Origin of the sequence: Rhodococcus sp. 4CII (assembly GCF_014256275.1) — a bacterium.
Classification (GTDB): domain Bacteria; phylum Actinomycetota; class Actinomycetes; order Mycobacteriales; family Mycobacteriaceae; genus Rhodococcus_F; species Rhodococcus_F wratislaviensis_A.
Genome location: NZ_JACCFE010000003.1, coordinates 87274 through 107861, shown reverse-complemented (window position 1 = coordinate 107861; position 20588 = coordinate 87274). Strand labels below are relative to the sequence as shown.

The following is a 20588-nucleotide window of genomic DNA, read 5'->3' as shown; positions in this document are numbered from 1 at the left end:
GGCGCCGGCGGGAGCGCCATACCGGCCTGGCCTCGTCCGTGTGACGGGGCCCACACCATCCTTCACACGCACTCCGCCGTCCGACAATCGCTCGCCGAGCTAAGTGACCGCTCGCACGTTGGCGCCGCAGCGGCGTGCCGGCTCGCTTAAGCGTGCACGGACCCGCGCCTTACTCTCGACGAGATAACGATCTTTGTCCCTATGGGCCAGCCAGCGCGTGGTCAATCAGCAGCGCCACCTCGACCTCGGTGCGATGCCGATAAACCGGGTGACCGAGCAGCTCCTCGGCTCGCGCGAGCCGATAGGCGACGGTCTTGGCGTGCACGGACAGCCGCGAGGCCGTCTGCTTCTGGCTGCCTCCGGTCGCAAAGAACACGCGAAGCGTCTCGCGGAGCCTGGCGGTCGACTCGTCGCGCGCGCCGAGGAGCCCAAGGCGCTCCGCGGCGTAGCGACGCGACCGGTCGGCGTTTCCGGCGACGAGGACGGCGGCCAACTCGACCTCGCAGTGCTGTGTAACCCCCGTCAGAGCCGTGGGACGCAGTTGCACCGTCCGCAGGGTCTCCAACGCCTGCGCATGAGATCGCCGGAACCCCCGAATCCCAGAAGCAGCGGCCCCCATCCCGACGACAACACCGTCGGTTGCCACGGTGGCGACAGCGCGCAGCACCTGGGGCGTCGGCGCCACATCCCACCCGAGCCACACGAACCACCGCCCGTCCCCGCTCGTGTGCGTGAACGTGCGGACCGGACTGGCTGCGGCGACCAGGGCACCGAGCGCCTCCCGAACGTTCGCTGACGCCGCGGCCGGAGCAAGTACGAGCGCCACATGGTAGCCGTGGACGTCGTACGCGAGCTCGTCGGCGGCAGCACGCTCGTCGGCCGCCGAGCCATCGAGAAGGGCAGCCAACGCGGCCTGACGCGACCGCGGCCCTGCCTGCTGATCACCGCGGTTCGGGTAGAGTTCCCGGTGTCGAGTCACGAGTTGTTCACAGGCACCGTCGATATAAGCGAAGAGCCGCTTCGACGAGTATGCGAGAACATTCGGGACCAGCGCAGACTCGGTCTCCCGCTGAACGTACGTGGACCAACGCTCCCAGACCGCGGCGTGCCCGGCACGAAAGGCTCGCAACACCGTAGCCAGGTCACCTCCTGCCGAGATCGTGCCCTGGAGGGTCCGAAGAGTCGCCGCCGGCGGCTCGATCGCGGTCGGCACCGCGTCGAATGCGAACATCGAGAGAATCGCTCCAATATTGTGCTCGGTGCTCTCCCCCAAAGCTGCGAGGGAATCAGGAATATCAAGGGGGGCCACCTCGGGCACCGCCTCGACCACGCTTTTCGTCACGTCGGCGGCGATCTCGGTGGTGTGCCTCAACAGCGCCCGTGCCAACCGTTGGACCTCGATGCCCGCCGCCGCGACCGCGAGCTCTGCCGTGTTGACCACATCCGGCACGACTTCCGACTGCATGTGGACTTCCTCTCGGCGGCACGGGTGTCAGTTTCAGGAGTCGGCTGCACGGCTGACCTGTGTCGTTTAGCAAGGTGTAGCCGACTGATGCAGCTCACGAAATCGGGCCCGCGCGGGCCGTTGCAGACATGAACGAGGCATGGCGGCAGCACCGCTTCCTTTTGGTCCAATATTAAGTCCATGTTAACCCGCTGGCAAGAGGGCTTCGCGGGTGGTTTCCATCGCGGGTGATGACTGGCGACACGGTGATGCTCCACCCTCAAGGGGTCTCGAAGTTCAAAATCCTTGATGAGCGGCAAGAAGAAGGACGTCACCGCTGCGGAGATCGAGAAGCAGATCACCGCCCGGATCGCCCGGCACCTCAACAACCCGGTGTTCGTCGAACTTGGCCAGCGCCTGAACCAGTTGCGGGAGAAGTACGCCGACATCCAACAGTCCAGTCTCGACTTCTTGAGGGAGCTGCTGGAACTAGCCCGTGACACCGTGGCAGCGGCGAAGGCCGTCGACGAAATGCCCCGGGAAGAACAGGGTAAGGCGGCTCTCACCGAACTGTTCGATGCGCTTAAGACCGTGGGCACCCCGGTCATCGTCGAGAACCTGGTCACCCGGATCGACGAGGTCGTCCGTGCTGTCCGTTTCGACGGCTGGCAGGCCACTATCCGTGGCGATCAAGAGGTTCGCCGAGCCCTGCGCAAGACGCTGTACGTCCAGTTCAAGATCCGTGACAACGACGTCTTCGAAAAGGCACTCGGCTACATCCAGGAGTACTACTGAGTTTTCGTGGCTCACTTTCTCGAAATCGCCCTCCACTGCGCCTCACAGCGACGTCTCCGAGAGATGTCGGTACAGTGTCGCGCGGCCGATCCCCAGAACTGAGGCGATTTCGCTCTTCGGGGTCCCAGCCTCGATCATCTGTCGGATGTGTCGGGCCTTCGCTGCGTCGATTGCTTTGGGCTGCCCACCGACCCTCCCCCTGGCCCGTGCTGCAGCGAGTCCGGCGACCGTCCGCTCCTGAATCAACGCTCTTTCGAATTGTGCTAGCGCGCCGAAGATTTGAAAGATCAGCATCCCCCCGGGAGAAGAGGTATCGATCGTCTCCGTGAGCGATTTGAATGCCACCCCGCGTTCCTGGAGGCCTTCGACCGTCTCGATCAGATGACTCAGCGATCGCCCAAGCCTGTCCAGGCGCCACACGACTAGGGTGTCGCCGGCGCGAAGATGCCCGAGTAGGTCCAGGAGTTCGGGGCGGTCCTTCTTGGCACCGCTCGCCACTTCCTCCCAGACCCCTCGAGCACCCGGCGGCCGCCGGAGCGTCCCTCTGCAAATCCAGCACCTGATCGGTGCCACTTACCCTCAGATACCCGATGTCGGTTTCAGAAGTTGGCTGCACGACCAGCAGGAGTTTCCCCAGGTTGCGCAGCGGACTTTCGACGCGCTTTGTCAGGAGATAACTGCACGAAATGCCCGACGCTGGCTCGGCTTTTTGCCGTCGGACCGCCACAATGAGTGAACCCGCTGCGCACTGTGGTGGGATAGGTCGGCCGGACGTTATATCTGGCATCGCTGAGACGAGGGCAGCCTCGATACAGGCGCCGCCGCTATGCATGCTTCCGCCTGTTCCAGGTCAGATCCAGACGGTGTCGATGTCGACGCCCTCGCGGGCAGGCGGGGTGGGTGCGCCGGCCGGGGTGCGGGAGAACCGCGGCGCCGGGGCGTGCTGCGTGACGCCGTCGAGGTCGATCAGCGACCCGCGGGCGGCGATGTGCTCGTTGGACGGCGCCTCCGCGAACGTCAGCACGGGCGACACGCAGGCGTCGGTGCCGAGGAAGATGGCCGCCCACTCGTCGCGGGTCTTCGACAGGAACTTCTCCGCGAAGACCTTCTTCATCTGCGGCCACGCCGAGATGTCCATCTGCTGCGGCAGTTCGGCGGGGTCGAGTTCGAGGCCCTGCAACAGCAGAGCGTAGAACTGCGGCTCGATCGAGCCGACGGCCATGTACTTGCCGTCGGACGTCTCGTAGGTGTCGTAGAACGGCGCGCCGGTGTCGAGCAGGTTGACACCCCGCTCGTCGGACCAGACGCCGCGGCCGCGGAACGCCCACATCATGTGCGACAGGGCCAGCGCGCCGTCGACCATGGCCGCATCGACGACCTGGCCCTTGCCGGAAGACTGGCGTTCCACCAGCGCCGACAGGATCCCGAAGATCAGGAACATCGAACCGCCGCCGAAGTCGCCGACCATGTTCAGCGGCGGCACGGGACGCTCACCCTTGCGGCCGATGGCGTGCAGGACACCGGTCAGCGAGATGTAGTTGATGTCGTGCCCGGCCGCGCTGGCCAGCGGACCCTCCTGGCCCCAGCCCGTCATCCGTCCGTACACGAGTCGCTCGTTGCGCCCGAGACAGACGTCCGGGCCCAGGCCCATGCGCTCGGTGACACCGGGGCGGAAGCCCTCGATCACGACGTCCGCGCGCTCGATCAGACCGAGAACCTTCTCCACCTGCTCGGGGTCCTTCAGATTGGCCTCGACGACGCGACGACCCCGCTGGATCTGGTCGTACGGGCCGTCCGGCGGAATCACTCCGGGACGCTGGACGCACACCACGTCGGCGCCGAGATCGGCCAGGAGGGCGGCGGCGTGCGGGCCCGGTCCGAGGCCGGCGAATTCGACGACGCGAATGCCCGCGAGGGGGCCCTTCTTCTCTGTAACTGGAGCAGACACGCGAGTTCCTCCCGACGGACGACGTATCCCGTCGACATTAATTTTCAGGTGATGAGCGGGCCGCTGACTCGGCAGATCAGCCCTGGTGTGTTGTCCAAATTCTGATCCCACTCGAACTTAGGCCACCGCTAGGGAGGAGCACACGCCACTGTCACCACCCTGCGATGAGGGATGCGCCGTCGGATCTCCGCCTATTGTGTCGTGACTCCCTGGGGCAGGCCTCAGTCTGGATCGGCGAACGACGGAGCGCGTTTGCAGACGCCCGCTGTGACGGCCTCGACCTGATTAGGTTTTCCGTAGAGTTCGGTTTGCAAGTCCGTTTCCAGCATGAGTGCCGCGGCGGCGTCGGTGCCGGACCAGGTCTCGTTGTACAGGCGCTTGGCCGCGCGGACCGCGTCGGGTGACTTCTGGGTTATTTCGTTTGCCAATCTCAACGCGGATGCGAGCGGGTCTTCCGCCGTGCGAGTGACCAGGCCAAGCGCATCGGCCTCATCACCGGAGAGGATGCGGCCGGTGAAAGTAAGTTCCTTGGCGACGTCGATGCCGACCAGCCTGGGTAGCGACTGTGTGATCGCCATGTCCGGCACGAGCCCCCACTTGACCTCCATGATGGAGAGTTTCGCGTCAGGCGCGGCGATACGGATGTCGGCGCCGAGTGCGATCTGCATGCCTCCTCCGAAGCAGTTGCCGGTGATGGCGGCGATCACCGGCGCAGGGACGCGCGACCAGTCATGAGCTGCGCGCTGGGCGAAATTGGCCTTGCCGCCGTGTTCTCGGACGAGTAGTCCATCGATACCCGTGGGACCAGCCAGAAAGCTCGGAACGTCCAGGCCCGCGCAGAAGCTCTTACCCTCTCCATGGAGTACAACTGCTCGAACACGTCGGTTGGTGGCCAACTCGTCGGCGGCCTCCAGCAATCCTTCGAACATTGCATGATCCAACGCGTTGAGCTTGTCGCTGCGGACCATGGTGACCGTCGCGACACCGTTATCCGCTACTCGGACACGGACCCTGTCTTCACCCATGGGGGCAATCTAGCCGTCCGACCCAGGTTGCATCCCCTCCTGGAGATAGATCCCTGGACGGTATTCCAATAACTATTTCTACAGAGAACTCGGGTCGTCGGCTGAGGGCGTGCCCATGTCGCTGGCTGCAGCGTGTGCCGGACAGGCCTTTAAGCTAGGTGATCTCTACGATCGCCCGCAGGGTCAGTTGCCGCCTTGTGCAGGCTCATGGGTCATCCCGAACTTGCGCGCGCGCAGCCCCAACACGAAGCCGAACCGACCCCAGTCCGCCCACGCCATGATGGAAGCTCGAGACGACGCAGCCCCCGGCTGGGCATGGAATCGGCGCTGAGTCTGGTCCCGAGCCGCCTCGTGCGCGGCCTGAGACAATTTTGAGGTGCCGTCGTCAAGGGGTAGATGTCCGTTGTCCGCGTTCGTCCGAGTTCTTCGACGACACCGGCGTATTCGCGAATTCGCAGAGGCGGACTTGTTGGATGGCCTGGACGGAACAGAACGATCTATCCGGATCCGGATACTGCAACATCTCGCCGACCGAGGGATCAGTACCGATGGCCTGGCGTCCGCAACTCGTGAAGGCCAGTTAGGTCACCAATTGCTCGACGTGACCCTGTCGCCCCACGGCGCTATGTACTCGTTGGAGCAGATTTCACAATCGACCAACATATCGCCGGAAGACGTTGAGAGATGGTTCAGGTCAATGGGCCGCGGCGTGTCTACAAGTACCTCGGTAGATTATAACGACGACGACCTGCGCCTTGCGCAATTACTCACCGAGTATCGGGCTTTGGGTATCGCAGACGCTGGATTGTTCGCGTTCGCCCGGATTGTGGGACGAAATACGTCAACTTTGGCCGACGCAAGCAAGTCATTGATACAAAAGAATCTGGACACCAACCGCGATCGACCCGAGATCGCTTTACAATTTGCGCGTGAATTGCAACGGTTCGCCGAATTTCAATCCCAACTTCTCCACCGGGCAGTTGCCACTCGCCTTCGACAGCAAATCAGTCAACAAATTCGTGCAGACATCACCGCCGAGCACGCGCCTGAAGCGCAAGACATCGCAGTGTGTTTCGCTGATATGGTCGGTTTCACTGTTTTAGGCGAACAGTTGACGCCGACCGAACTGGGCGACTTGGCTGATCGACTTGACACCCTAACTACCGATTTGATCGAGCCGCCGGTCCAGTTCGTCAAAACAGTGGGCGACGCGGTGATGTTACTCTCACCCGATCCAACCCGTCTGGCTGCGGTTGTGCTCAAAATTGTTACCGCCGCCCAACAGCATGGCCTTCCGCCCATACATGCCGGCATTGCGTGGGGTACTGCTGTCCGCAGCGCTGGCGATTGGATTGGCCAACCGCTGAATCGGGCCAGTAGGATCGCCACAATAGCGGAGCCGCGCGAGGTCCTTGCAGACAGTGAGACCATGCGCCGAATAAAAAGTGCAGAAATGACCATTGAATCGGCGGGAACACATCAATTGAAGGGATTCACCGGGGGAAATCAGCTATATCGAATACTCCTGAAGCAACAAAAGGGCGACCAATCCCCGATGCAGGATCGTTGATGTGGTGGCCGCGCTTGCAGAACAGAAAGACGAACGAGTATGTCCCTGCACGCGAGCCGTGTGCAGGTTCGCAAATTGGCAGTCAGGCACCTGGGTCTGGGTCCGCACCCCGTAAGGACCGCTCACCACCTCATGACCCTCGTCCAAAATCGTCGTTGACAGTCTCCGTCCTCGAAGCGATGGGCTGGACGGGACTCGACTCCCCATCCCTGTGCTCGATCAGTTCGGTCGACGCTCAGGTAGCGCCCCGATCGGCTCATGTCTATGTGTTGACGAATTTTGCCCTCAAGGTTCCGCATGGCGAACAGTTACATGGGTTCATGTGGCAGGTCTCAGACGGTGGTGGTTTGCCTGAGATGGTCCAGATCAACCGAGAATTCGCCCAAGTACTGCAGCTTCCTGCGCATTTTGGCGGTGGGTGAGTCCACAAGAATCGGACAATCGGCAGTGGTGGCCGGATAGCGACTCGGTTGTGTGGGTCCCACTCACGTGAGTTTCTGGAGTTGTGCACAGCGTGTGCACCCCGAGAAAAACCCTGCCACTGGCGTTGCTGAGACGATCGTCACATGCTTGTTCGTCCGATGCCCACCCCACACCACCTGAGTAGGCGATGTCCGACCTGGTTCAGCGACGTCCGACGACGCGGAGAGTGCGTTCGGCCTGTGGTCGGCTTTCTCATCCATGAAACACGGACACCGTGGAGTAATTCATGACCATGTACCCCCTGGATCGCCTGCCGCTCGACAAGTACCCGTGTCAGCGCGACCTCAGCCTGGTGTTCGGGGACATTGACACCATCGGCCATGTGAACAACGTGGCGATCGCGAGATTCTTCGAAGAGGCACGGGTCCATCTGTATCGAATGGTAGACAGCTATCTTTCCGAGAAACGCGCGATGAGGATGGTACTGGCACACGTCGAAATCGACTATGCCGCGGAAGTTTCCTACCCCGGCGAGGTACAGATCGGAATCGGCGTCGATGAGATCGGAAGAACCTCGGTACGGCAAGGGGCTGCTCTCTTCCAGGGTGGCCGCTGTGTGGCCGTGGCGCGGTCTGTCGACGTCAACACCGTCGAAGGCCAAGCCGGCGCGGCCGGGTTGAGTGAGGATTACCGGCTCGCGTTACACAAGTGCCTGCTGCCCCAGATCCAACTTTGACAGGCCACGGTCTTGTGCGTCGGTGTCGTGACGAACACGGACATCCGGCCCCGCAAGTTCTGGCGTTCGGCGCCGGCTGTCGGTCGATGGTGGCCGCAGGCCTGCCGACCAGCAAACAGTGCGGTGACGTCGTAGATGTCGAGTTCACCGAACGCGTGCAGAATGGGCACGAGTCGGGCAACGCCGCGCCGCCGCTTGCCGCCCGGTATTCCCAGCACCACCCAGCAGAAGATCAATGCCGCAACAATGTTCGGCGTCGGTGGGCGCGCTGTCCGGGACGTACCGCCTTCTGGTCAAAGCTGCCCGTAATGCCTTGTGGGAATGGTCGCTATGCCAGCCGGTCGTGGCGCACAGCTCGTCGAGATTTTCGCCAGCCATGGTTAGTTCCATCATCCGGCCCTACCCCTCGACCACCGCACGAAGTGAATAGACACACCGCTACGCGGGAATTCTCCCGTGAGGCAACGAAAAGATTCACGCGGCCATTTTGGATGAAGCCACGCGGAGATTTGACATCAGGGTTCCGCATCGCGAACATGGCGCTACATGGGTCATGTGGCAGGTTTCACATTACGGGTTGCCTCCAGGCATGACCCAGATCAACGGAGATTCGTGTGAGCACTGCAGCCCCCTTGCCTGACAAACGTAAGCCAGCTGGCACGGCACCAGGTTCGTACCAGGCCGACATCCGGGCGTGCACCGCGTTTCGTGAGGTGGCCGAGGCGCTGGCCGAGGGCCGCGATCTCGATGTCGTATTGCATGTTATCGCCGAGAAGCTGTCCCTATTGACCGGCGCCGACCGTTGCAGCATTCATCTGGTGGATAAGGAGACCGGGCTTCTGCATGGTCGGGCGGCGCATGCCCCGACCAATATCGACGCCCAAGTCAAACAGCTGGTCAGCGGCACGATGCAGGACAGTTTCACCCGGGAGATCCTCACGACTCGCCGACCGGTGGCCCTCTTGAACACCTTGTCTGACCCGCGCCCGATCAAATCCGCGATGCGTCGATGGAACGCTCAATCCGTCCTCGGTGTTCCGATGGTCCTTCACGATGAAGTCATCGGGGTCGTCTACCTCGACAGCGAAAACACCCCTGTCGAATTCAGCGCCGCGGACCAGGAACTCGCTGTCGCGTTCGCGGACCTGGGGGCCACGGCGATCCGGCAGACACAGCTGACCACTCGGCTGCGCTCGAGTCTGTCCACCGTAGCCACCCAAATCGAACAACTGCGGCAAGCCGCCAGCCTGGAAGAGCAGCTGACCGAGATAGTTCTTCGAGGGTCGAGCCTAAGGGAGATTGGTGACACGGTCGCCCGCCTTCTGGGCAAACCGTGCGCGATCTACGACAACGCATTCCGCCGACGAGTGTTGTCCTCCCCTGCCAGGTCCGCGCAGAACTTCACCCCTAAATTGCTGGACAAGGATATTCGCGAGGCTCCAGCGGTCAAGGAATCGCTTGCCCAATTGAAGCCCGGAACGCCCACGGTGATCCAACCCCTCCCCTGGCTCGGGCTGCATCATCGTCTCCTCCTCTGCGCCGTCATGCTCGATGAGGATTGCTGGGGCTACGTGGTAGTCGCCGAACACGGTCGTCGATTGAGCCCACTCGACGAGGCCGTGGTTCGCCGCGCCGCGCTGAACATCGCGCTGGAAAGATCCGGTGAGCGACGCGCCGGTACCGTTCAATGGCACACGATCGAGGCGTTCACGGGATCTCTGTTACGTGGCGATGAGTCGGTCGCGGCCCTCGAGGAGCGGGCCGAGGTGTTGGGCCTACGTCTGGACGTTCCCCGCGTCGTATGTCTGGTTGCCGCGCGGCAGAAGGACGCGACCCTGCAAATCTCACCTCAGATGCTGGCAAAACGGCTCACCGATCGTGACTCACCTTCGGCGGTCATGGCTGCGCCATCCGGGAACGACATTGCCCTGATTCTCGAGCTTCCCGAGAGTGCCGATCACCGTCGCGGCGTCGCCTGGGCCAAAAATCGAGTCCGTGCAGCCCTCACCGGAATCGCCTCCGAGAACGCGCTGAACGTTGCCATCTCCACCGTGGCCCACGCCCCGGGTGAGGACACCCGCGCCTTCAACGAGGCCCGTCAGGTCCTGTCCTGCATGCACCACCATTTGGGCATTCCCGGCACTCAATTCCTCACAGTGGACGAACTGGGCGCCGGCCGTCTGCTCTTGTCCTCCACCGACCCGACTGATGCCTTGCGCTACGCGCATGACGCACTTGGCCCGCTCCTGGCGTCGGACAGCGCCAAAACCCGGGAGTTGTTGACCACGCTCAGCGTCTTCTTGGATGCCGGGTGGAGCGTTCGACGCGCCGCGCGACTTCTCGGGGTACACGCCAACACCATCCGCTACCGCACCGCCAGGATCGAGCAGCTGACCGGCCTCGACGTCGCCACCGATGCACACGCCCAGCTCACTGCACAGCTCGCACTTCTCATTCTCCGGATGAATGGTCTGCTTCCCCCGGCATCCGCCCTACCAATGACAGATCATCTCGCGGAAACCAGCGATCAGATCGATGCCGACGACGCCGACGCCGACGTGGAATAGCAAGTCCTATGTTTCAGCGACGTTCCCGCTTTGCTGGAGGCGCATAGCGATCAGTGACCTTCGTGGGCGCCCTGCGATGGCCAGGATCTACACGGCCGGTTTGTTCTCAGGTGGAAGCAGTTAGTCGCGTCCCTGCTGCGCCGCCTCGCGCCCCGGCCCAGTGCGGCGGGCAGCACTTCGCTGGGACTCGACATCGACATCTCCTGATACACCGTCGGGATCGACGTCACCTCGTGCGAGTCGGAGAAGGCGGGCCAGGTGCAGCGCATCACGGGCCTCGGGTTTCCGATCGCCAGACGGGTTCTCCCAATTTCGACGGTGCCGCGACCTCGCACCGCGCCCCGCTGTCGCCGTCAACGCCCATTAGTCCGAACGACGATCGCCGCCGCGAATCCACATCGATGATTCACCGCCCGCCGATTCACCGGGTGCAGAGTCATCGTCGTCGGCGGCATACACAGGGATGTTCCGATCGGCAACCAAAGTGCTGCACGAGAGCCGGCTCGAATCGGACCTGTTGTCGCTGGCGAGAGTGCCTAATGACGTTTGGACACATCAGGGAGAAATCGTACGTCCAAGTCGACGGAGTTGTTGCAGCTAGAACCCGCGCCGCGACGTGGACTCGCAACTTTCCAGTTCCTCTGTAGGTAGCCGGGTCGAAGTCCGAGCTGGCCCGACTATTGTTCTACCTGGGCCGCGGCAGTGTCTGCCTCGCGGCGATAGTCGCCCCAGGGGTTCGCGGCCATGATTTCCGACGCGGCATTTCTGTGTATCCATACAAAGAGGGCGCAGTGGTCGTCCCACAGTCACACCAGCACAACTGCCGGCCGACGGAGGTGACGCGTATGTCGGGTTCCAGGGGCTGCAGGATGCTGGTGGTGGTGCGGGCTCCCTTTGACGACCCGGTAGTAGTGCTCGTTCGGTCCCCGAGCTGCCGCTCGACATCCGGATCCGTCACGGCAAACCAGTCCTACTCGACCCCTCGGGGCCGTCGTACTCCCCGTGATGCAGACCGGCTGCCCGAAGTCTCCCGTGGAAACCGCCGCTGTAGGTCGCCTGATTGATCGAGCCCCGTGAGGTCGACGGCACCGGCCAGGAAGATCGTCTGTCGGGGTCAAACCTCAGCAGCCCCCGCTCAACCTGGCAGACAACACCGGCGCCGGGGCCGCGGGTCGCGTGCCGGCAGAGGAGTCGCCTTCTCCGCAGGTCGACGTACCCTCAATCGTTCCGGACCCGCCCTTATCACCGCGGGACGCCTGACGCCCAGCGGAGGTGCTCCTCGGACCGCTTCTGTATTAGTGCACAAACTTGTGGTCCGCGTGAGGGCCGCCGGTTCTGAGATGCGTGTCACAGTGGCTCATGACAGTTCCCCTCCAGCGAGTCGTCACTGGCGTCACCACCGAAGGCATGTGCGTCCGGGCGGCAGCGTCCAGGACGAGTCCGGTCCGGCTGGCAACAACCCACGGCAGGGTGCCGGCCACCTTGCCCACCTGATCCTCGACGCCAGTTCGTCGATCTAGATCGACCGCCGAAGCCGGCGCACCCAGCAACACACAACCTGAAAGATCGAAGGGACCACCCGCTATGCCATTGCAGACCATGTCCGACGTGGACGCCGTCGTCATCGGCGCAGGCTTCGCCGGCCTGCGCACCATCCACGCCCTGCGCAAGCTCGGGCTGTCCATGCAAGTGTTCGAGGCCGGTACCGACGTCGGCGGAACCTGGTACTGGAACCGGTACCCCGGTGCGCGGACCGACACCGAGAGCTGGGCCTACTGTCTCTCCTTCGACCGTGAGGGCTGGGAGAAATGGGACTTCCCTGAGCGTTTCGCTTCGCAGCCCGACACGCTCAACTACCTTCGCCATGTCGCCGACAAGCACGACATGCGCAAACACATCCGGTTCTCCACGCGGGTCACGGGCGCAACCTTCGACGAGAACACAAACCGTTGGACTGTGGTCACCGAGGACGGTCTCCAGGTCAGCTGCCGCTGGTTGATCACGGGCCTCGGGTGGCTGGGCGTCGCCTTCAAGCCTCCCTTCCCGGGAGCGGACTCCTTCCAGGGCGAGTTCTATTCGACGTCCCAGTGGCCCCACGAGCCGGTCGACCTGGCCGGCAAGCGGGTCGGCGTCATCGGTACCGGGGCCACCGGAGTCCAGGTCATCCAGAGTGTCGCGCACGTCGCCGAGCATCTGACGGTCTTCCAGCGCACCCCCAACTTCGTGGTGCCCACCCGCAACCATGCGTTGTCGCCCGAGCAGAAGGCCGAGCTCAGTCGTGACTACGAGAGTGTCTGGGACAAGGCGTTCAAGCACGTCTTCGGCTTCCCGATGGAATCTCCGCAGCGGCTTGGTTCCGAGCTCAGCGACGAGGAGCTGGAGAAGGTCTTCGAGGCCGGTTGGGAGGCCGGCGGTTTCCGGTTCATCTTCGAGACCGTCGACGACCTGCTGGTAGACCAGCGCGTCAACGACGCGGCCGCGGAGTTCGTCCGCCGCAAGATCCGCACCATCGTGAAGGACCCGCACACCGCCGACCTGCTCTGCCCCACCACCCACCCGATCGGTGGCAAGCGCCCTCCGCTGGGAAGCTTCTACTACGAGACGTACAACCGTCCGAACGTGTCCTTGGTGAGTGTGCGCGAGGATCCGATCCAGGAGATCACGCCGACCGGCCTACGTACTGCGAGCGGCGCCGAGTACGAGCTGGACGTGATCATCTACGCAACAGGATTCGACGCCATCACCGGCCCCCTGGCCAACCTGGACATCCGCGGAGTCGGAGGTCGCACGATCGCGGAGCAGTGGGCCGATGGGGCCAAGATGCTGTTCGGTCTGTCCGCGGCCGGCTTCCCGAACCTGTTCACGATCCTGGGACCTCAGGCCCCTTTCGCCAGCCACCCACCGGTCATCGAGACGCAGGTCGACCTCATCGAAAAGATCCTCGAACGCGCCCTGGCCGAAAAGGTCACCCGTGTCGAGGCCACTCCGGAAGGGGTCGAGGCCTGGTCGGACCAGTGCGACATGGTCCTCAAGGCGACGCTGCTCGAGCAGGGCCTGGGCGATCGGCCGTGGTTCCTGGGCGCGAACGTGCCCGGAAAGAAGCCGAGCACCTTGTGCTATCTGGGCGGCTTGGGCAACTACGTCACAGCGGTGAATCAGGAGGTCGAGGGCGGGTTCTCGAGCTACGTGTTCACGAGCAACGTGCTTGATGCCGCGCACGCTGTTGCCTAGCTGACATCGGCGCGTTGCGGGTCCGCTCGTGCAGTAGCGCGAGCGGGCCCTCAAAGCTCGATGATGCGAACGCGAAAGGAATCGACGTGGGACCCCTGCACGGACTGAGGGTGCTCGAGCTCGGCGGCCGAGGTCCGGTGCGCTTCAGCGGAATGCTGCTGGCCGATCTCGGCGCCGAGGTGATCAGCATCCACCGTCCGCGGCCCGCCGATGACATCACGCCGTCAGGAGATGCCGGGCTCGGGCGCGGCAGACGCAGAGTGAGTCTCGATCTGCGCACCCCGGCGGGACGGCGGGCCGCGCTCACGATCGCGAGCCGGGCCGATGCCGTCCTCGAGGGCTTCTTACCTGAAGTCACCGAGAGCCTCGGTGTGGGACCCGCTGACTGTATGGCCGCAAATCCCCGGCTGGTCTACGGACGCATCACCGGTTGGGGGCAGACCGGGCCCTTGGCGAGCCAGCCCGGCCACGACATCAACTTCTTGGCCGTCTCCGGCGTACTCGCCCACCTCGGACGCGCCGGCACCCTGCCGGCGCCCCCGATGAACTTGCTCGCCGACGGCGGGGGCGCCATGCTGCTCACGCTTGGGGTGACCGCTGCCGTGCTGGAGGCCCGCGAGTCGGGTATGGGACAGGTGGTCGACACGTCGATGCTCGAGGGCCACGCACTGCTCAGCACCATGAGTCACGAGATGCGCAACGAGGGACGGTGGAACGAAGACCGGGGTTCGAACCTCAACGACTCCGGCGCCCCGTTCTACGACGTGTACCCAACATCTGACGGCCGCCTTGTCGCGGTCGGAGCCGTGGAGGAGCGGTACTGGAAGTCCCTGCTGGCGCTGCTCGAGATTCGAGACGACGGGCCGGATCGGTGGGATCGTGCCGCCTGGCCCTGGTGGCGTGAACGACTCGGGGCCGCTTTCGCCCAGCGCACGCAATCCGAGTGGTCCGAGCACGCGGAGGCCGCTGGTGCCTGCATCTCGCCGGTGTTGACGGGGGCGGAGGCCGCGGACCACCCGCACAACCGGGAACGGGGGATCTTCACCCGAGCCGGCGACGATCTCCTTCCCTCGCCGGCGCCCCGGTTCAGCCGAACGGCGCTTCGGCCGCTGGGCAGCACCGCGTGGGGAAGCGACCAAACCCGTCAAGTGCTCGCCGAGCTCGAGATCGACGAGACGGGCATCCTCGACGAGCCGTCAGTCGGTGGCCGGAACGGCCCTGATCCGGCCCAATAGCGGTCGCCCGAGCCATTGCAACGCCCATCCGGGCCCGTCATGTAGTCGCGAACCGGGTCGTGATCGGCAAGCCGCTGAGCTGCTCGACGCTGCTGGGATTGTGACGCATCGTGTTCGAAAAAAACGCCGAGCTCGCCGGCACGGTCAACGCACGCACCCGCCCACCTGAGGACCGACTCCAGGGTCCTCGAGCGAACTGCTCGGCCAAAAAGGGGCCAGGGGCTTCCTCTAGATACAGCTGACTTCGCTTGCACAGGGCCGGGCGGAATTCATTCCGGCCCGGCCCTGTTGGACAGTGTCAGCTCGCCGCTGCGGCGATCGCCTCGGCGATCTCGGCCGGTTTGGTGAACATCGGTCCGTGTCCCGCGTCCACCTTGACGACAGTGTCGACGTGGCTCGCGAACTCGTGCTGCAAGGCGACGGAGAACATCTTGTCCTGGAGCGTGATCACGTAGGTGGCGGGGTGTTGCTGCCAGCCGAGCCCAGTGGCGGTCTCGCCGAGCGTGCCGAGCGCGTGTGGGCCCATCTTGTCCAAGATGGGGGCGACTTGCTCGTCTGGGGCGTCGTTGAACATGGTCTCCCGTGCTGCCTCCCGCTTGAGCGTGGCGGTCCCGTCCTCCCGCGGCTCGAGCGCTGCCGTGAGATCGCCCTGTGGCTCCGGGTCGCGGCTCAGGAGGTCGCTTACCGATTCGCCGGCCTGCGGCAGGGCGGCACAGACATAGACCAGATGTGCCACGCCGTCGTTGTCCGCGGAGGCACGGGTAATCACAGCACCACCGTACGAGTGGCCGACCAAGACGGCCGGCTCCTCGAAATCTTTCAGCGCGTCGCGCACTGCCTGGGCATCTCGCTCGAGCGTTCCGTCCGGACCGCGGCTCGGAAGATCCACGGTATTTACCCGTATGCCGCGCTGTTCCAGTTCGGCGACTACTTTGTCCCACGCCCATGCTCCGGTGAAGGCACCGTGCACGAGAAGTACGGGCTTGGCCATACAATTCACCTCAGTTCGCTTACGCCGGGTGGCCGCATGGACCCCCGGCAGTTGCTTACTTCGTCAGCCTCGTGTTGCTGGATCAGTTCCTGTGAACTGGGCCCGCCGCCGGGCTCGTCTCCTTGGATGGGTCCGGCCACGGAAGTTTCCGTCTACGTAGTGTTCTCGTTACGTGTTCTGGTCACGCAGTGTTCTGGTTACGCAGTGTTCTGGTTACGCAGGTGAGGACATGTCGGTGGCGATGTCGCGGCCGATGATTTCCTTCATGATTTCGGTGGTGCCGCCGTAGATGGTGTGGACGCGGGTGTCGACGTAGGCGCGGCCGATGGGGTATTCCAGCATGTAGCCGTAGCCGCCGTGCAGTTGCACGCACCGATCGACGACGCGTTTTTGCAGTTCGCTGGCCCACCATTTGGCCTTGGCGGCGTCGACGGCGGTCAGCTCCCCGGCGTTGAGGGCCAGGACGCACCGGTCGATGTGCGATTGGGTGACTTCGATCTCGGTGAGCATCTCGGCGAGGGCGAAGCGAGTGGTCTGCAGGTCGCCGATCGGTGCGCCGAACGCGGTGCGCTCGAACACGTAGTTCTTGGTCCATTCGTACGCGGCGCGGGCGCCGGTGATCGAGGTGACGGCGATGGAGGTCCGTTCGAGGGGAAGGTGCTCCATCAGGTGGAGGAAGCCGCGGCCTTCGGTGCCGAGCAGGTTCGATCCTGGTACGCGCACCTGGTCGAAGGACAGTTCGGCGGTGTCCTGGCCGGCCAGGCCGACCTTGTGCAGCTTGCGTCCTCGGGTAAAGCCAGGCATGTCGCGTTCGACGACGAGCAGGGAGAAGCCGCGGGCGCGGGCGCTGGGGTCGGTGCGGGCGACGACGATCACCACGTCGGAGTGGATGCCGTTGGTGATGAAGGTTTTCTGTCCGGTGAGGATCCAGTCGTCACCGTCGCGGACGGCGGTGGTCTTGATTCCTTGCAGGTCCGATCCGGTGCCGGGTTCGGTCATGGCGATGGCGCCGATGAGTTCGCCGGCGGCCATGCCGGGCAGCCAGCGCTGCTTCTGGTCGTCGGTGCCCAGATCGATGATGTACGGAAGTGCGACGTCGTCCTGCAGGCTCATACCCGCGCCGAAGGATGTGGTGCCGGTGCGGGCGATCTCTTCGGCGACCACGTTACGGAATCGGTAGTCGGTCACGCCGGAACCGCCGTAGGCCTCTGGTATGGCGAGGCCGACGATCCCGGACTTGCCGGCGGCGAGCCAGGCGGAGCGGTCGATGAGCCGTTCGGTCTCCCACCGCTCGTAGTGCGGTTCGACCTCGCGGGCGAGGAATTCGCGCACCGTCTCCCGGTACGCCTGGTGGTCTTCTTCGAAGAAGGTGCGCTGCATTGTTGTTCCGACTTTTCGTTTCAGAGGCGTTCGATGATGGTGGCGTTGGCCAGGCCGGCGCCCTCACACATGGTCTGCAGGCCGTAGCGGCCACCGGTGACCTCGAGGTGGTTGACCAGCGTGGTCAGCAACCGGGTGCCGGACGAGCCGAGGGCGTGCCCGAGGGCGATCGCGCCGCCTCGGGGGTTCATCCGGGCCGGATCGGCACCGAACTCGTGCGCCCACATCAACGGCACCGGCGCGAAGGCCTCGTTGACCTCGAAGGCGTCGATGTCGTCGATGCCCAGCCCCGACCTGGCCAGCACCTTGCGGGTGGCCGGAATGGGGGCGGTGAGCATGAACAGCGGGTCGTCGCCCGCGACGGCGAAGGAATGGAACCGCGCCCGCGGAGTCAGGCCCAGCTTGGCCGCGGCCTGCTCGCTCATGATCAGCACCGCCGACGCCCCGTCGGTCAGCGGCGACGAATTGCCCGGGGTGATCAGCCACTGCGCCTCGGGGAACCGGGCGGCGTACCCGTCGGTGCGGAACGACGGCCTGAGTCCGGACAAGCCCTCGGCGGTGGTCGCGGCGCGCACCGTCTCATCGACGGTGTGTTCGACGACGCTGCCGTTGGCGTTGGGTACCGCGATGGGCACGATCTCACCGTCGAAGAATCCGTCCGCGGCCGCGGCGGCGGCCCGGCGGTGGGATTCGGCCGAGAACGCATCGAGGGCCTCACGGTCGAACTTCCACTTGGCCGCGATCAACTCGGCGGAGATGCCCTGATGGACCAGGCCCTGCCGGTAGCGGGCGGCGATGCCCGGGCCGGAAGTGTCCTGACCGATCGACGCGGCACCCAAAGGGATGCGGCTCATCGATTCCACCCCGCAGGCGATGACGATGTCGTACGCGCCGGCGATGATGCCCTGCGCCGCGAAATGCGCGGCCTGCTGGCTCGAGCCGCACTGGCGGTCGACGGTCGTCGCGGGCACCGACTCCGGGAATCCGGCCGACAGCAGCGCAGTGCGGGAGATGTTCAGCGCCTGTTCCCCGACCTGGGAGACGCAGCCGCCGATGACATCGTCGACCAGAACCGGGTCGAGGTTGTTGCGGTCGACGACGGCGCGCAGCACGTGGGCGAGCAGGTCGACGGGGTGGGTGCCGGACAGGGCACCACCCGGCTTGCCCTTGCCGGAGGCGAGGCGCACGGCATCGACGATTACCGCGTTGGTCATGAGTGAACTTCTTTCGTTGCGGATGGAAGCGGTCGGCGCCCCGGCGTAGGCGATTTCCTAGGCACCGACCGGCTCGAGGACTCGACGCCCTGGCGGGCGGGGGCCCGCTTCTCGGCACCAGCTGGTACGACACCGGTGGCGCGAAAGGTGGTGGCAGCGAACCGATCCTCGAGGAATTCACCGAAGGTGATGCCGATGTTCCCTGTGTAGCAGGGCATTGGCGCGGTCACCTCGGCGGCCGCTTGGCAGAATTGGACAGTCCCACAAGCAACCACCACGATGTCCTGGACTCGTATTAGTGAGGAAGCCGGTCAGACACCGCTGCTGCCGCCGTCGACGAAGAACAGTGAACCCGTCGAGAAGGCGGAGGCGTCGGAGAGTAGCCAGGCAGCCTGCTCGGCGATGTCGATCGAGTTCCCGACATGTCCGATCGGTTGACCCTCTGCCAATGACTTCGCCAGCACCGGATCGTGCAGCACCGAGTCGAGCATCGGCGTGGCGATGGTGCCGGGCAAGATGACGTTGACCCGAATGCCTTGGGAGGCGTAGTCGAGTGAGGCGGCGCGGGTGAGTCCGACGACGCCGTGTTTGCTCGACACGTACGCCGGCATCCCGGGAACTGCCTTGTATCCGGCCAGGGATGCGGTGTTGACGATCGACCCGCCGCCGTGCTGTAGCAGGTATCCGATTTCATGCTTGAGGCAGAAGAAGACACCGGTCAGATTGATGCCGAGGGTGCGGTACCAGTCTTCCGCACTGGTCTCGTGAAGCGGTGACTGTGGCCCGATTCCGGCGTTGTTGAACGCGCCGTGCAGGCCACCGAATTTCTCGACCGTGGTGTGCACCAGGGCCTCGACCTCTTCTTCGACGGAGACGTCGATGCGCAGGTATTCGACCCGGCCGCCGCCGGATTTGATCTGCTCTGCGGTCTCTTTCGCGTTCTGCTCATTGATGTCGGCGACCATCACATTTGCACCGCGCGCAGCGAACAGCTGTGCACTGGCGCGGCCGATACCGCTGCCGGCGCCGGTGACGATCAGCGATTTATCCGTCAGATCGAGCGACTTGTAAGGGTTGGTAGGCACAACCATCTCCTAGGTATCCCGGGATGCCCGGGCGGTGAGGATCTGTCTCGGCGGCACTGATGAGCTCCAGCCGACTCGTCCTACTTGTCGACGTCGAGGATCACGTAGGCGAGGGTCGCCTCCCGGTCACTGCGATTGCGCCAGGCGTGGCGTGCGCCGTTTTGAACGATCGTCGCCCCGGTGGGAAGGTGCACCTCGGCGCCGTCGTCGAGTTCGAGGTAGAGCTCACCTTCGACGACGATGGAGTAGTCGACCGTCGTGGTCTGGTGCATACCCGGGGCGTCGGGCTCGAAGACTCCGACCAGGCCGGGAAGCTTGGTTTCGGCCTCCGCGGCCCACTCGGAAAGCTCCTCTTCCGTGGGAGCGGGGGCGTCCGGCTCTGCCGCGGACTCGGGAGGGAAACGGAGCAACCCGAACCGGGTGCCCCCCGGGCCGGGGAAGAAGGTCTTGTTGGCCGGTTGCGGGGAGACGACCGGACTCTCGAGGGCTCCCTCGGTGCCCCAGATCGCGAAGAACTGGGCGCCGGGCATCATCGCCAACTCGACGGGTTCAACATCCGCCGCTTCGTAGGCGACCGACTTGCCATTGGAATCGATACCGGTGACCACGCGTTTGATTGGAAGGCTCATGTGACGACAGTCTCATAACGCTCTCGTTTACCGTGCCGCCCACGAGACGAATTTTTGTGCCCTTATCCAACTAGACGAGGACACCTTTGTCGTCGGGCCTGCGTACCGGAGGGCCTGCAGGGCGAGGAGAACCCTCGCAGCGCGCCTGCCGTCCTCGACTCGCCGGCCATCCGAGCCTGGATCTCGTCCTCCACCAGGGTCGATGACTATTTGTGCCGATGTCCAAAGTTTTCGACGCCGGCCGCACCGGCTCCGCACTCATCCGTGTGATGCTCGAAACACGAGCCGGCCACGTCCCAGCCGCGGGCAGAGGTG

General features: G+C 64.2%; 14 protein-coding genes and 1 pseudogene. 6 read left to right on the top strand and 9 right to left on the bottom strand.

Translation table 11 applies throughout. From position 1 onward, the window contains the following. Positions 1-199: 199 nt before the first annotated feature. Positions 200-1465, bottom strand: a complete 1266-nt coding sequence (locus H0B43_RS37125; protein ID WP_185730335.1) for a helix-turn-helix domain-containing protein — start codon at positions 1463-1465, stop codon at positions 200-202. A gap of 288 nt (positions 1466-1753) precedes the next feature. Between H0B43_RS37125 and H0B43_RS37120 the strand changes: the two genes are divergently transcribed. Beyond that, positions 1754-2239, top strand: coding sequence for a hypothetical protein (locus H0B43_RS37120; RefSeq protein WP_213016522.1), 486 nt, complete (start codon positions 1754-1756; stop codon positions 2237-2239). 42 nt (positions 2240-2281) lie between these two features. On the opposite strand, the pseudogene H0B43_RS37115 reads toward H0B43_RS37120, so the two are convergent. The 3 genes and pseudogenes from H0B43_RS37115 to H0B43_RS37105 form a co-directional block, all read right to left on the bottom strand. Further along, positions 2282-2831: pseudogene (locus H0B43_RS37115) on the bottom strand (recombinase family protein). A gap of 258 nt (positions 2832-3089) precedes the next feature. Further along, positions 3090-4187 carry a CaiB/BaiF CoA-transferase family protein gene (locus H0B43_RS37110; RefSeq protein WP_185730336.1) on the bottom strand — a complete coding sequence of 366 codons (1098 nt, stop codon included), beginning with the start codon at positions 4185-4187 and terminating at the stop codon, positions 3090-3092. A 221-nt stretch (positions 4188-4408) separates the two neighbouring features. Then, positions 4409-5212: a crotonase/enoyl-CoA hydratase family protein gene (locus H0B43_RS37105; protein ID WP_185730337.1), complete on the bottom strand. Its 804-nt coding sequence runs from the start codon at positions 5210-5212 to the stop codon at positions 4409-4411. Positions 5213-5681: 469 nt separating this feature from the next. On the opposite strand from H0B43_RS37105, the gene H0B43_RS37100 reads away from it, so the two are divergent. The 5 genes from H0B43_RS37100 to H0B43_RS37080 all read left to right on the top strand — a co-directional run bounded on the left by H0B43_RS37100 (position 5682) and on the right by H0B43_RS37080 (position 14974). Then, a complete protein-coding gene (locus H0B43_RS37100; protein ID WP_312034104.1) occupies positions 5682-6782 on the top strand; it encodes an adenylate/guanylate cyclase domain-containing protein in 1101 nt (366 codons plus the stop codon). A 709-nt stretch (positions 6783-7491) separates the two neighbouring features. Further along, complete coding sequence (locus H0B43_RS37095) at positions 7492-7941, top strand: acyl-CoA thioesterase (protein ID WP_185730339.1); 450 nt, start codon at positions 7492-7494, stop codon at positions 7939-7941. A gap of 614 nt (positions 7942-8555) precedes the next feature. Further along, the gene (locus tag H0B43_RS37090) at positions 8556-10508 is read left to right on the top strand and encodes a GAF domain-containing protein (protein WP_185730340.1); all 1953 of its coding nucleotides are present in this window, start codon (positions 8556-8558) and stop codon (positions 10506-10508) included. Positions 10509-12092: 1584 nt separating this feature from the next. Continuing rightward, complete coding sequence (locus H0B43_RS37085; RefSeq protein WP_185950103.1) at positions 12093-13739, top strand: NAD(P)/FAD-dependent oxidoreductase; 1647 nt, start codon at positions 12093-12095, stop codon at positions 13737-13739. Positions 13740-13825: 86 nt separating this feature from the next. Next, the gene (locus tag H0B43_RS37080) at positions 13826-14974 is read left to right on the top strand and encodes a CaiB/BaiF CoA-transferase family protein (RefSeq protein ID WP_185730341.1); all 1149 of its coding nucleotides are present in this window, start codon (positions 13826-13828) and stop codon (positions 14972-14974) included. A gap of 298 nt (positions 14975-15272) precedes the next feature. On the opposite strand, the gene H0B43_RS37075 is transcribed toward H0B43_RS37080, so the two are convergent. The 5 genes from H0B43_RS37075 to H0B43_RS37055 form a co-directional block, all read right to left on the bottom strand. Next, positions 15273-15965 carry an alpha/beta fold hydrolase gene (locus H0B43_RS37075; RefSeq protein WP_185730342.1) on the bottom strand — a complete coding sequence of 231 codons (693 nt, stop codon included), beginning with the start codon at positions 15963-15965 and terminating at the stop codon, positions 15273-15275. Between the two features lie 213 nt (positions 15966-16178). Continuing rightward, positions 16179-17345, bottom strand: a complete 1167-nt coding sequence (locus H0B43_RS37070) for an acyl-CoA dehydrogenase family protein (RefSeq protein WP_185730343.1) — start codon at positions 17343-17345, stop codon at positions 16179-16181. Between the two features lie 20 nt (positions 17346-17365). Further along, the gene (locus H0B43_RS37065) at positions 17366-18559 is read right to left on the bottom strand and encodes a thiolase family protein (RefSeq protein ID WP_185730344.1); all 1194 of its coding nucleotides are present in this window, start codon (positions 18557-18559) and stop codon (positions 17366-17368) included. 311 nt (positions 18560-18870) lie between these two features. Continuing rightward, a complete protein-coding gene (locus tag H0B43_RS37060) occupies positions 18871-19650 on the bottom strand; it encodes an SDR family NAD(P)-dependent oxidoreductase (RefSeq protein WP_043827446.1) in 780 nt (259 codons plus the stop codon). Between the two features lie 74 nt (positions 19651-19724). Further along, positions 19725-20273: a cupin domain-containing protein gene (locus tag H0B43_RS37055; protein ID WP_185730345.1), complete on the bottom strand. Its 549-nt coding sequence runs from the start codon at positions 20271-20273 to the stop codon at positions 19725-19727. Positions 20274-20588: the final 315 nt, after the last annotated feature.